At 71.6% G+C, this 13,060-nt stretch carries 11 protein-coding genes; 10 read left to right on the top strand and 1 reads right to left on the bottom strand.

The genetic code is table 11. The features are described 5' to 3' along the window. Positions 1-413: 413 nt before the first annotated feature. The 9 genes from ACLU3S_RS31670 (at position 414) to ACLU3S_RS31630 (ending at position 9,690) form a co-directional block, all read left to right on the top strand. Complete coding sequence (locus tag ACLU3S_RS31670) at positions 414-1,382, top strand: complex I subunit 1/NuoH family protein (protein WP_413955413.1); 969 nt, start codon at positions 414-416, stop codon at positions 1,380-1,382. A 110-nt stretch (positions 1,383-1,492) separates the two neighbouring features. Beyond that, complete coding sequence (locus tag ACLU3S_RS31665; RefSeq protein ID WP_413955415.1) at positions 1,493-1,987, top strand: 4Fe-4S binding protein; 495 nt, start codon at positions 1,493-1,495, stop codon at positions 1,985-1,987. Between the two features lie 14 nt (positions 1,988-2,001). Beyond that, positions 2,002-2,601 (top strand): NADH-quinone oxidoreductase subunit J, encoded by a 600-nt coding sequence (locus ACLU3S_RS31660; protein WP_413955414.1) that lies wholly within the window; start codon positions 2,002-2,004, stop codon positions 2,599-2,601. Continuing rightward, positions 2,601-2,975 (top strand): NADH-quinone oxidoreductase subunit NuoK, encoded by a 375-nt coding sequence (nuoK, locus tag ACLU3S_RS31655; protein WP_413955412.1) that lies wholly within the window; start codon positions 2,601-2,603, stop codon positions 2,973-2,975. The genes ACLU3S_RS31660 and nuoK overlap by 1 nt, the downstream gene beginning before the upstream one ends. Further along, positions 2,972-4,966 carry an NADH-quinone oxidoreductase subunit L gene (locus ACLU3S_RS31650; RefSeq protein WP_413955411.1) on the top strand — a complete coding sequence of 665 codons (1,995 nt, stop codon included), beginning with the start codon at positions 2,972-2,974 and terminating at the stop codon, positions 4,964-4,966. The genes nuoK and ACLU3S_RS31650 overlap by 4 nt, the downstream gene beginning before the upstream one ends. Before the next feature lie 6 nt (positions 4,967-4,972). Next, positions 4,973-6,547: an NADH-quinone oxidoreductase subunit M gene (locus tag ACLU3S_RS31645; protein WP_413955410.1), complete on the top strand. Its 1,575-nt coding sequence runs from the start codon at positions 4,973-4,975 to the stop codon at positions 6,545-6,547. Beyond that, positions 6,544-8,067 (top strand): NADH-quinone oxidoreductase subunit N, encoded by a 1,524-nt coding sequence (locus ACLU3S_RS31640; RefSeq protein WP_413955409.1) that lies wholly within the window; start codon positions 6,544-6,546, stop codon positions 8,065-8,067. The genes ACLU3S_RS31645 and ACLU3S_RS31640 overlap by 4 nt, the downstream gene beginning before the upstream one ends. Positions 8,068-8,257: 190 nt before the next feature. Beyond that, the gene (gene htpX / locus ACLU3S_RS31635) at positions 8,258-9,121 is read left to right on the top strand and encodes a zinc metalloprotease HtpX (protein ID WP_413955408.1); all 864 of its coding nucleotides are present in this window, start codon (positions 8,258-8,260) and stop codon (positions 9,119-9,121) included. 134 nt (positions 9,122-9,255) lie between these two features. After that, positions 9,256-9,690, top strand: a complete 435-nt coding sequence (locus tag ACLU3S_RS31630) for a hypothetical protein (RefSeq protein WP_413955407.1) — start codon at positions 9,256-9,258, stop codon at positions 9,688-9,690. 22 nt (positions 9,691-9,712) lie between these two features. Here the strand turns inward: ACLU3S_RS31630 and ACLU3S_RS31625 are convergent, their stop codons facing one another. Beyond that, a complete protein-coding gene (locus ACLU3S_RS31625) occupies positions 9,713-12,301 on the bottom strand; it encodes a helix-turn-helix transcriptional regulator (protein WP_413955406.1) in 2,589 nt (862 codons plus the stop codon). Between the two features lie 484 nt (positions 12,302-12,785). Here ACLU3S_RS31625 and ACLU3S_RS31620 point away from each other — a divergent pair. After that, a partial coding sequence (locus tag ACLU3S_RS31620) for a hypothetical protein (protein ID WP_413955405.1) occupies positions 12,786-13,060 on the top strand: 275 nt, incomplete at its 3' end.

The raw sequence follows: 13,060 nt of genomic DNA, 5'->3' as shown, positions 1-13,060 counted from the left end.
GGCGGCACCGGCCCAGCCGCCCGCCGGAGCGCGGTCCCGCGCAGCTCGGACGCGCCCTGGCACCACGCCCGCCCAGCCTTCGACGAGCCGGAACCGGAGCCCGGGCCGCGCGTTGAGGTGCCCGGGGAGCCCGGGGAGACGGTGGAGCCCGGGGAGTCCGGTGAGCCCGGGCCGCGCGTTGAGGTGCCCGGGGAACCCGGGGAGACGGTGGAGCCCGGGGAGTCCGGTGAGCCCGGGCCGCGCGTTGAGGTGCCCGGGGAACCCGGGGAGACGGTGGAGCCCGGAGAGCCCGGGGAGTCCGCCGAACCAGGCGAGCCGCGCCGACCCGAGGACCGCCACCCGCGTCGATCCGGTGCGCCCGGTGACCCCGAAGAAGACCCCCGTACCCCCGACGACCCCACGGGAGGCCCGCAGTGAACGGCGCGCTGGACGTCGCCCTGCGGCTCCTGGCCGTGTTCGTCGTCTTCCTCACCTTCCCGTTGATCGTGGGCCAGACCGAGCACAAGGTGATGGCCCACATGCAGGGCCGGCTGGGCCCGATGTACGCGGGCGGCTTCCACGGCTGGGCCCAGCTGATCGCCGACGGCGTGAAGTTCGCGCAGAAGGAGGACGTGGTCCCGGCGGGCGCCGACCGCCGCGTCTTCCAGCTCGCCCCGGCCGTGGCACTGCTGCCGTACCTCCTCGTCCTGCTCGCCGTGCCGATCGGCCCGAGCGCGGGCGCCGTCGGCCAGGTCCTGGACGCCGGCGTGTTCTTCGTGCTCGCGGTGATGGGCGTCGGCGTGCTCGGCTCGCTCATGGCGGGCTGGGCCAGCGCGAACAAGTTCTCCCTGCTGGGCGGCCTGCGCACGGCCGCCCAGCTGCTGGCCTACGAGCTCCCGATGCTCCTGGCCGCGGCCTCCGTCGCGATGGCGGCCGGCACGGTGTCCCTGCCGGGCATCCTGCACGCCTTCCACTGGTGGTGGGTGCCGTGGCAGATCGTCGGCGCGGTCGTCTTCTTCGTCGCCGGGCTCGCCGAGCTGCAGCGCCCGCCGTTCGACATGCCCGTCGCCGACTCGGAGATCATCTTCGGCGCGTACACCGAGTACACGGGCCTGCGTTTCGCCCTGTTCCTGCTCGCCGAGTACGCCGGCATCGTCGTCCTGTGCGGCCTGACCACCGTCCTCTTCCTGGGCGGCTGGCACGGACCGTGGGGCACCGACGGCCTCGGCTGGCTGTGGACCCTGCTGAAGACCGCCGTCCTCGCCTTCGTCGTCATCTGGCTCCGCGTGACCTACCCGCGGCTGCGCGAGGACCAGCTCCAGAAGCTCTCCTGGACCCTCCTCGTCCCCCTCTCCCTCGCCCAGATCGCCTTCACCGGCATCGTCAAGGTGGTGATCTCCTGATGTCCCGCCCGTCACCCGACCGCCACCCCTCGACGACGCCCTCGGGGCGGCCCCGCTCGTCCTTTCCCGGCAGCGGCCTGGCCAAGGGCCTGGCCGTCACCCTGCGCACGATGACGAGGAAGACGGTCACCGAGCAGTACCCGGACGCCCTGCCCGAACTGCCGCCCCGCACCCGTGGCGTGATCGGCCTGTTCGAGGAGAACTGCACCGTCTGCATGCTGTGCGCCCGTGAGTGCCCGGACTGGTGCATCTACATCGACTCCCACAAGGAGACGGTCCCGCCCGCTGCCCCCGGCGGGCGCGAGCGCAGCCGCAACGTCCTCGACCGGTTCGCGATCGACTTCGCCCTGTGCATGTACTGCGGCATCTGCATCGAGGTCTGTCCTTTCGACGCGCTGTTCTGGTCCCCGGAGTTCGAGTACGCCGAGACCGACATCCGCGACCTCACCCATGAGCGCGACAAGCTCCGCGAGTGGATGTGGACCGTGCCGGCCCCGCCCGCCCTCGACCCCGGCGCGGAGGAGCCGAAGGAGATCGCCGCCGCCCGCAAGACCGCCGAGAAGCTGGCCGCCGCCCAGGCGGAGTCGGGGGAGGGCGACTCGTGAGCACCGCCCCCACCATGGGCCTGGCCGCGGCCCACCCCGGCTTCCTGTCCCCGAGCGGCGTCGAGATCGCCTTTCTCCTGGTCGGCCTGGTCACCTTCGGCGCCGCGCTGGTCACCGTCACCACCCGGCAACTGGTGCACGCCGCCCTGTGGCTGGTGGTCGCACTCGGTGGCCTCGCCGTGGAGTACCTGCTCCTCACGGCCGAGTTCATCGCCTGGGTGCAGGTCCTCATCTATGTCGGTTCCGTCGTCGTCCTCCTGCTGTTCGGGCTGATGCTCACCAAGGCGCCCATCGGCCGTTCCCCGGACGCCGACTCCGGCAACCGCTGGGTCGCGCTGACCGTCGCGGTCGCCGCCGCCGTCGCCCTGGTGTGGGTGGTCGTCGACGCCTTCCGCACGACCTGGATCGACCTGAGCGGACCGGCCTCCGGCACCACCCGCGTCACCGGCGCCAGCCTGTTCCGCTACTGGGTGCTGCCCTTCGAGGCGCTGTCCGTCCTGCTCCTCGCGGCGCTGGTCGGCGCGATCGTCCTGTCCCGCAAGGCCAAGGCGGACGCAGGCCGGAGTGCTCCCGCCGCCCTCGGCGTCCACGGCGAGAAGGAAGGCGCCCGCTGATGCACCTCGCCTATCCCGCCGTCCTCTCCGCCCTCCTGTTCTGCACCGGCCTGTACGGCGTCCTCGCCCGCCGCAACGCGATCCTGGTGTTGATGTCGGTCGAGCTGATGCTCAACGCCGTCAACCTCAACCTCGTCGCCTTCGACGCCTGGCTCAGCCGCGCCGCCCGGGACACCCTGCACTCCGGCCAGGCGCTGACCCTCTTCACCATCGCCATCGCCGCTGCCGAGATCGGCATCGGCCTGGCGATCGTGCTCGCCGTCCACCGCAACCGCGGCACCGCCGACATCGACAAGCTCCGCGACACCGCCGAGGGCCCGGAGACCGCGGGCCCGGGCGCCTCCGCGGCCGAGAACACCGAGGCCACCGCGTGACCACGACCGCCCTCGCCGCCCTCGTCCCCCTGCTGCCGTTCCTGGCCGCCGTGGCCGGACTGCTGCTCGGCCGCACCGCCCCCGGCTTCGTCCGTCCGATCGCCGTGCTGCCCACGCTGGCCTCGCTGGTCCTGGCCGCGTTCGTCGCCGTACGCCAGGGCGGCGGCCCGGCCGTGGAGGCCCACGCGGAGCTGACGCCCACCGGCTCGGTGCCGATCGACCTGGCCCTCGGCATCAACGGCTTCGCCGCGCTGGTCGGCATCCTGGTCGCCTTCGTCGCGGCCTGCGTGCAGATCTACTCCACGGGCTACCTGCGCGACGACCCGCGGTACCCCTCCTACGCCGCCCTCGTCTCCCTGTTCACCTCCGCGATGCTGCTGGTCGTCTACTCCGGCGACCTGATCGTGCTGCTGGTCGGCTGGGAGGTCATGGGCATCTGCTCCTACTTCCTGGTCGGCCACTACTGGGAGACCCCCGAGGCCCGCGCGGCCTCCCTGAAGGCCTTCCTGGTGACCAAGCTCGGCGATGTGCCGTTCCTCATCGGCCTGTTCGCCCTCGGCACCGCCGCCGGGTCGTTCCGCATCACGCGGGTGCTCGGCGCCGTCGCGAGCGGCCACCTGCACCACCCGACGGTGATCGCCCTGCTGCTGCTCGCGGGCGTGGCCGGCAAGTCGGCGCAGTTCCCGCTGCACACCTGGCTCCCGGACGCGATGGCGGGCCCGACCCCCGTCTCGGCGCTCATCCACGCCGCGACCATGGTCGCCGCCGGTGTCTACTTCATCGCCCGCCTCCTTCCGGTGTTCGAGGCCTCACAGGCAACGATGCTGGTCCTGGCCGTCATGGCCGCCGTCACCATGACCGGCTCGGGTCTGGCCGCGCTCGCCCAGGACGACATCAAACGCGTGCTCGCCTATTCGACGATCGGCCAGCTCGGCTACATGACCGGCGCCCTCGCCGTCGGCGACCGCGGAGCCGCCGTCTTCCACCTCCTGTCGCACGGCGCCTTCAAGGCGCTGCTCTTCCTCGCGGCCGGCGTGATCATCCACGCCGCCGGCACCAACTCGCTGGCCACCATGTCCCGCCTGCACGGCCTGCGCGACCGCATCCCGGACGCCTACTGGACGATGACCGTGGCGCTCCTCGCGCTCGCCGCGATCCCGCCGTTCAGCGGCTTCTTCTCCAAGGAGTCCGTCCTGGCGGCCGCCGAGAGCGCCGCCGACGGGCACACCGCGCACGTGCCCGGCGCGGCCGGCTGGATCGTCCTCGTCGCCGGTCTGGTCACGGCCCTGCTGACCGCCGCGTACGCGACGCGGCTGTGGCTGTTGGCCTTCCGCGGCAGGGGCGCCGAGGCCCCCGACCACGGCCGCCAGCCCATGACCATGACCGTGGTGCTCTGGGTCCTCGCCGTCCCGTCCCTGGCCTTCGGCGGGCTCGCCTACCGCGCGCTGCCCGGCTGGTTCGACGGCCGCGACCTGACCCCGACCCTGCTCACGTCCGTCCTCGGCACGGGCCTCGCCCTGGTCGGCGGTCTGCTCACCTACGGCACCTGGCAGCGCACCACCCGACTCGCCGCCCAGGCGCCGCTCGGCGCGGTCGCCGCCCACCCCGAGGCCGACGCCGGCCTGGTCGAGGCCGAGGCCATCGCCACGCACGAACCGGCCTACGGCGACATCGCCTACGCGCCCGACCCGGCGGACCCCGCACGGGTGCTGCTCGGCCCGCTGCACCGGCGCGCGGCCGAGGGCTTCCACCTGGACGCCGTGTACACGGCGCTGTTCGTCCGCCCGGTCCAGGCCGGAGCGAGCCTCGTGCGCTTCCTCGACCGCGAGGTCGTCGAGACCTACGTCCAAGGCGCGGCCGGCCTGCCCCGGCTGCTCGGGGCCGCCGTGCGGCGCGCCCAGACCGGCAATGTGCAGACCTATGTGAGCGCGCTGCTCGCCGGCACCGTCGTCCTGGTGGTCGCCGTCGTCCTCGTCGCCACGGGAGCGTGAGCAGGCGTGATCGATATCAACGAGTCCGTGATGCAGTTCCTTCTGGCATTCGTCGTCGTCGGCCCGCTCCTCGGCGCCGTCGCCGCCCTCCTCCCGGCTCCACCGGGGCTGAGGGGGAAGTCGCCCGAGCAGGCCGTGCTGCGGCACGGCGTGACCGTGACCGGCGTGATCCTCATCGCCGCGATCGCCCTCGCGCTCGGCTTCGACCACGACCAGCCGTCGAAGATGCAGGCCACGACCGACATCAGCTGGATCCCCGCACTCGACGTGCGCATCCACCTCGGCATCGACGGCATCTCCCTCCCCCTTCTGGTCCTGACCGCGCTGCTGACCTTCCTGTGCGCGCTGTACTCCTACTTCAACCCGCCCGCGGGCGGGTCCCCGAAGGCGTTCGTCGCCCTGCTGCTCCTGCTCGAGTCCGGCACCCTCGCGACCTTCGCCGTCCTCGACCTGCTGCTGTTCTTCCTCGCGTTCGAGACGGTGCTCATCCCGATGTACTTCCTCATCGCCCGCTGGGGCGGCGAGGGGCGGACCCGGGCCGCGTGGAAGTTCATCCTGTTCACGCTGCTCGGCTCCGTCGTCATGCTGCTGGGCCTGCTCCTGGTCGGCCTCAAGGCGGGCACCTTCGACATGGTGGCACTCGCCACTGACAACGGCCGGTCGCTGACCGCATCCGTGCAGGTCATCGCCGTTCTGGCGATCGGTGTCGGGCTCGCGGTGAAGTCGCCGATGTGGCCGCTGCACAGCTGGCTGCCGGACGCGCACACCGCCGCGCCGACCGTCGGCTCGGTGCTGCTGGCCGGTGTTCTGCTGAAGATGGGCACGTACGGGTTCGTCCGCATCCTGCTGCCGATCGCGCCGCACGGCTTCCACACCTTCGCCCCCTACCTCGCCGCGTTCGCGGTGGTCGGGATCGTCTACGGGTCCCTGGCCTGCCTGGCCCTGGCCAAGCGGGGCGCGAAGGGCGACCTCAAGCGCCTGATCGCCTACTCCTCCGTCGGCCACATGGGATTCGTCCTGCTGGGCATCGCCACCATGACCCCGACCGGCGTCAACGGCGCGCTGTTCGCCAACATCGCCCACGGCCTCATCACCGGCCTGCTCTTCTTCCTGGTCGGCGGGCTGAAGGACCGCACCGGCACCACCGACCTCGACGCCCTCGCCGAGGAGACGGGCGCCGCCCTGTACGGCACGGCGCCACGGCTCGGCGGGCTGCTCGCCTTCGGCGCGGTCGCCTCGCTCGGCCTGCCGGGACTCGCCGGGTTCTGGGGCGAGATGCTCGCCCTGTTCGGGTCGTTCCGGCCCGCCGCCGACCTCAGCCGCCCGGCCTACCTCACCTTCATGGCCATCGGCGCGTTCGGCACCCTGCTCACGGCCGCGTACATGCTGATCGTCGTCCGCCGGGTCTGCATGGGCGGCGCGGAGCGGGAGCTGCCGAAGCTCGCCGACGTCCACGGGTACGAGTTCGCCGCCTGGACCCCGCTCGCCGCCCTCACCGTCGTCGCCGGACTGTGGCCGCGCGCCCTGCTCGGCCTGACCGACCCGGCCGTGCACCAGCTCCTCGCAGGAGGCACCCGATGAGCGCCCTGGCCCAGCCGCTGGCCGCCTCGGCGGTCCAGTCCGTCGACTGGCTCGCCATCGCCCCGCCCACGATCGCCGCCGCCGTGGCGCTCGTCGTCCTCGTCGCCGACCTGTTCCTGCCCGAGCCCCGCAAGGCCGTCCTCGGCTGGGTCTCGGTCGCCGGACTGGCCGTGGCCGCGCTGATGCTGCTGCCCCTCCTGGAGGGCGACCGCAACACCTTCTGCCTGGCCGGCCCCGCGCGCGCGTGCAGCTACACGGCCGACCACTTCGCCGTCGTCATCCAGTTCCTCGTCCTCGGCGGCGCCCTGCTGGCGGCGCTGCTGTCCGTCACGAACCTCGACGACGAGCGGCGGCGGGTCCCGGCGGGGGAGTTCTGGTTCCTGCTGCTGTCCTCCGCGGCAGGCGCCGCACTGCTGCCCGCAGCCCGCGACCTGGCCACGTTGATCGTCGCCCTGGAGGTCGCCTCGCTGCCCGCCTTCGCGCTCGTCGGCATCCGGCACGGCGACAAGCGCTCCTCCGAGGCGGCCCTGAAGTTCTTCCTGTCCTCGGTCACCGCCACCGCGGTCAGCCTGATGGGTGTCAGCTTCGTCTACGGCTCCACCGGCACCCTCTACCTCACCCAGGTCGCCCAGCTTCTCCCGCACGTCGGCGGGCAACTGCACACGCTCGCCCAGGCCGGCGTGGTCCTCACCCTCGTCGGCTTCGCCTTCAAGACGGCCGCCGTACCCTTCCACTTCTGGGTGCCCGACACCTACGTGGGCGCGCCGCTGCCCGTCGCCGCCTATCTGTCGGTCGTCGGCAAGGCGGTCGGCTTCTCCGGCCTGATCCTCGTCACCGTCGTCGCCTTCCCGTCGTACGCCGACGTATGGGGGCCGGCGCTCGCCGTGCTGGCCGCCCTCACCATGACCGTCGGCAACGTCGGCGCCCTGCGCCAGCAGGCCACGCGCGCGTACAGCGCCGTACGGCTGCTCGCCTGGTCCTCCGTCGGCCAGGCCGGCTACCTGCTGGTGCCGATCGCCGCCGCCGGATACGCCGAGGACGCCCGGAAGGCGATCGGTTCCACGGTCGCGTACGCCCTGATGTACGGCGCCGTGAACCTCGGCGCCTTCGCGGTGGCCGCCGTGGTGGGCCGTCGCAGGGCCCAGAACCGGATCAGCGACTACCGGGGCTTGTACGCCACGAATCCGCTCACGGCCCTCCTGCTGGCGTTCTTCCTGCTGTGCCTGGCCGGGCTGCCGCCGGGCGTCATCGGCCTGTTCGCCAAGGTCACCGTGTTCTCCGCCGCCGTCGACGCGGGACTGGGCTGGCTCGCCGTCGTCATGGCCGTCAACGTGGTGATCGCTCTCTTCTACTACCTCCAGTGGACGGCCCTGCTGTTCCGTGCGCCCGAGGGGGAGTCCGCCCGGCACCGCGTCCCGGCCCCCCTCACGGCCGCCCTCGCCCTCACCGGGGTCGTCGGCGTCGCCCTGTCGGGAGCGCCCCAGCTGGTCCTGCGGTTCGCGGCCACCGGACTGTTCTGAGGGCTCGGCACGCGCGCGTACGGGCACGCGAACTGCCACGCGCGCGTGGCCGGACGGGGCACGTCACCCGTACGGGCGCCGCGTACGGCGGTGTCCACCAGGGAACTCGTGACTGCCGCCTGGCGTTGACCACAACGGGAGGGTCCACTGGACCGAAGGGTTCCCTGCCGCACCACTTGGAGGGCGTACCGTGCACCGCCGGCACAACGGGCTCAGGACCGCAGTACTCCTCGGGGGACTGTCCGCACTCATCATCGTCATCGGCAGCTTCTTCGGCCGCACCGGACTGATCGTGGCGGTCCTGGTCGCCCTCGGCACGAACGCGTACGCGTACTGGAACAGCGACAAGCTGGCCCTGCGCGCGATGCGCGCCCGCCCGGTGAGCGAGTTCGAGGCCCCGGGGCTGTACCGGATGGTGCGCGAGCTGTCCACGCAGGCCCGCCAGCCCATGCCCCGGCTGTACATCTCCCCGACGGAGGCCCCCAACGCCTTCGCGACCGGCCGCAATCCGCGCAACGCGGCCGTGTGCTGCACGGAGGGCATCATGCGCCTGCTGGACGAGCGCGAGCTGCGCGGCGTCATCGGCCATGAGCTGAGCCACGTCTACAACCGTGACATCCTCATCTCCTCGGTGGCGGGCGCACTCGCGTCGGTGATCATGTTCCTGGTGAACTTCGCCTGGCTCATCCCGGTCGGCCGCTCGGACGACGACGACGGTCCCGGCCTGATCGGCTTGCTCCTGATCATGATCCTCGGCCCGCTCGCCGCCACCCTGATCCAGCTGGCCATCAGCCGCTCGCGCGAGTACGAGGCGGACGCCTCGGGCGCGCAGCTCACCGGGGATCCGCTCGCCCTCGCAAGCGCCCTGCGCAAGCTGGAGATCGGCACCCGGCAACTGCCGCTCCCGCCCGAGCCCCGGATCGAGACGGCGAGCCACATGATGATCGCCAACCCGTTCCGCCCGGGCCAGGGACTGTCGAAGATGTTCTCCACGCACCCGCCGATGGCGGAGCGCATCGCCCGCCTCGAGAAGATGGCAGGCGGATACCGGTGAGAGCGGGCTTCTGAGGCTGTACGGGGGAAAACGCGGGCGCCGCAGCGTGGCCGGTCATTGTTCGACGCCCGCCGTCGCCATCCTTTCCACTGAGGTCCGGCATTCGGCATCAGGGACGAGGAAAGGTCGGTCGAGTGAAGCTCACCAGGCGGTTCGCCGCGATCAGCGCCGCCGCGATCACAGCGGTTGTCGTCAGCGCCGGCGGCGCTCAGGCTCAGGGCAGCGGGGGAATTCTGTCGCTGCTGGGTCAGCCGTCACTGGTTCAGGTCCCTTATGGGATGGGACAGGGTGACTCCGGCGACACGCGGAACAACACCAACAACAACACGAACAACAATACCGGTGGCGTGAATAACAACAACAATAACAACAACAACGGTGACGGAGCCGCCGCCAACAACAACAATAACAACAACAACGTATTCGGCGGCGTCCAGAATCAGGGCGGCGGTGGACTCCTGGGTTTCCTGGGCATCAGGTCACTGGTTCAGGTCTGCTACCCCATCGGGCAGGTCGGCCACCGCAACACCTTCACCGGCAACCAGAACATCAACTGCAACCAGACCTGAGACCGCCGTCCCTCGCGGAGCGCTACCCGCGCTCGGAGTGGAGTCTGCGGGTCGCTTCGTGGCGGGTGTGGACACCGAGTTTGGTCAGTATCGCGCCGACGTGATGCCCGGCGGTCTTCGGGCTGATGTAGAGGCGGTCCGCGATCTCGGCGTCCGACAGGCCTTCGTCCAGCAGCTTCAGGACGTCCATCTCCCGGTTGGTCAGCCCGTACGGATTGGCGCGAGTGGCCGCCCGCGGGCCACGCCGGATCGGACGGACCCCCCGGCTGCGCATCAAGGCGCGCGTGCGAGCCACGGCCGGCCGGGCGCCGAGGGACTCGAAGGCCGCCAGCGCCTGGCGCAGCGCCGGGGCGTCGCCGGACATGCGGGCCAGCGCGGCGTCGTACGGGCAGCCGAGCCTGTCCCAGCGTGCCGCGGCGCCGGCCCAGTCGCCGGCCAGTTCGAGCGCAAAGGGCTCGGCCGCCGGCACCCGCAGGGGCGCTCCTCCCGCGCGGCGGATCCAGCAGGCCAGGGACCCGGACAGCCAGGGATGGGTGCGGTTCGCCAACGCGTCCAGACCGCGTTGTGCCTCGGTCCGCACCAACTCGTGATCATCGGCCAGCCAGGCCGCCTCGACCCGGGCCTCCCACCCCAGGCCCGTGTCCACCAGACAGCCGGAGTCGACCAGGCTCGCCGCCTGGTCCAGCAGCGGCCACACCTGGGGCCTGCCCTGCCGGGCCCGCACCAGGCCCAGGGCGGTCAGGGCCACGGCCCCTACGACCGGCGGTGAACCGGGACGGGACAGCACCTTCTGCGCCGTGTCGGCGGCCTGGGCCCACGAGCCCCGGTTCAGCAGCCCCCAACTCCCCCAGGCCCGCACGCACATCAGGTAGGACAGCAGATCGCGATCGAGGCAATAGGCCTCCGCCCGGTTCACGGCCGCAGTGGTCCGGACGGCATCACGCTGGAGCGCGGCCAGCCAGCACATGATGAGCGCCATGAAACCGGCGTCCAGCGGCAAGTGGCGCGCCATCGCGTTGGACACCGCCTGCTCGCAGTTCTCCCAGCCACACCCTTCGCTCAGCAGCAGTGCCGCCGCGGCGTGGAAGCGCGCCTGGGCGACCGCGCCCGCATCGCCGAAACGCTCCCCCAGAGCGATCGCGTTCTCGGCGTGGGTGGCGGTCACCGCCACTCCCTCGTGCCCGTAGCAGGCCAGCTGGCAGAGGTTCAGGTACGCCCTGGCCAGCTCCCGGCTCGGCGTCAGCTCTTCGAGCACCCGCACCGCATCCAGGCCGGTCTTCCGGGCCTCGGCGCTCCGCCCGGACGGCCACAGCCAGCACGACAGCCAGCGCAGGTTCTCCCCTTCGCCCAGCCGGTCGCCCAGCGCGCGACGCAACGTCACCGCCGTACGGCGAGAGGCCACCCCCTCGTCCAGGTGGCCGGACAGGAGACAGGCCTGCGAATGGCCTTCCAGCAGCGTGGTCCGCTGATCGGGTGGCAGACGGTCGGCGTACCGCAGAGCGCGGGCGTACTGGGCGGCGGCCTCCCGGTGTTCGCCCAGCGCCGCGGCGTGGGCGGCCGCCGCGGGCGCGTACTCCAGTACAGCGGCCGGATCCTGGGCGCCCTCGGCCTGATCGGCCAGCAGCGCCAGATCGTCCGCGGCCACCGGGCCGGACCGCATCGCGGCCAGCACCTGCCGGTGAACCCGCAGACGGGACGCGGCGGGTACGGCCTCCAGCACCGCCTGCCGGGTCAGCTCGTGGCGGAAGCAGCCCAACTGTCCGTCGGTGCGCACGATCCCGCAGGCCACGGCCTCATCGAGGGCCTCCTCCGGGGCCGGCACGATGTTGGACAGCAGCGGCAGCGACACCCGCCGCCCGAGAACGGCCAGCACGTCGACGACCAAGCGCGCCGCGGCCGACAGACCGGCCAGGCGGCCGGCCACGGCCTCGCGCACCGCGGCCGGGATGGACTCGGCGGGGGCAGCGAGGATCTCGGTGACGATGAACGGGTTGCCGGCGGAGACGTGATACAGCTGCTCGGCGTCGACCGGGTGTCCGGTGGCCAGCCGGGCGACGGCCCGGCGGCTCAACGGAGCCAGGTCGTGGCGGTACACCCACGGAAAGCCGGCCAGGGTGCCGAGGAGAGCGGTCAGGTCGTGCGTGCGGCCGATCTCGTCGTCGCGGTAGGTGGCAAGCACCAGTACCGGAACGCTCGGCACGCGCCGGGCCAGGTAACGCAGCAGGTCCATCGTGGCCTCATCGGCCCAGTGGACGTCCTCCACGACCAGCAGGCTGGGGGTGGCGCCCAGGTCGGTGAGCAGGCAGTCGAAGACCTCGTCGTAACGGCAGGTACCGGTCAGCGCGCCCGCCAGAGCGGTGCGCACCGCACGGCCCAAGCGCGGCGCCAGGTCCAGCAGAGGACCCAGGGGGCGCGGTGTGGCCAGCGGGTCGCAGGCGCCGATCAGGACCCGAACGTGGGGGTCGGCCAACTGGGCGAGACGGTGGACGACGGTGGTCTTGCCGACGCCCGCCTCACCGCGTACGAGGGCCAGGCATCCAGGGCCGCTCACAGCAGCCTTCAGGTGGCCGGCGAGGTCCTGGAGAACAGCCTCTCGCTCTAGCAGGTCCATCACCAGCAGTTTCCCTCGGCGACCGGAGCCGCGCAAAAGATCCAAGACCGATCAAGCCGGTCGACCGGTGACCGGGTGTGGGGAAGCCCGGAGTGTGATGTGGGGTGTGCCGGCGTGGGAGGTGGGGTGTGCCGGCGTGGAACTTGGGGTGTTCACCCGATGTGCCCCCGACTGCCACAAGCGATGCTTGCCGGAGAGTCTCAGACCCCGGGTCTCCGGATTCGCGGCTCCAACCGGTCCGCGCTGAACGTGCCGCGTACCCACGCCTCCGGGATGACCCTGGCAGCGAGTCCAGAGTCGCAGCAGTCCGGAGGGCAAAGCGGCCGGGGTGTTCAGGGTGCCTGAACAGGCCATCGAAATGAACGGATGGCGGATCCGACACTCTCAGGAACCGCATTGCGGCACATTCCGCGAAGAGCGCCTTCCGCAACGAATCGGACTGCGAATCGGTAGAGAGTCCATTCTCCCCCGAAAAGGAATCACCATGTCGAACAGGTATACGAAGCGCGCGGCCGTCATAGCCGCATCGGCCGCTCTGGTTGCGGGAGGAGCAGCACTGTCGCCGGACGCCTTCGCCGCTCCGGCACCCACGGGAACCCACGCAACGGCTACCCCGAACGACAACGGCGGCTCGAACAACCGGCGCTCCGGCAAGAGCAACAAGTCCAACCGCTCCGGTAAGAAGAGTGGGCGGGTGAACAACAACAACAACAATAACAACAACAACGGCAGGGGCGGGAACAACAACAACAATAACAA

Source organism: Streptomyces sp. AF1A (assembly GCF_047340315.1).
GTDB lineage: Bacteria > Actinomycetota > Actinomycetes > Streptomycetales > Streptomycetaceae > Streptomyces.
This window is presented reverse-complemented; position numbering and strand designations above follow the sequence as displayed.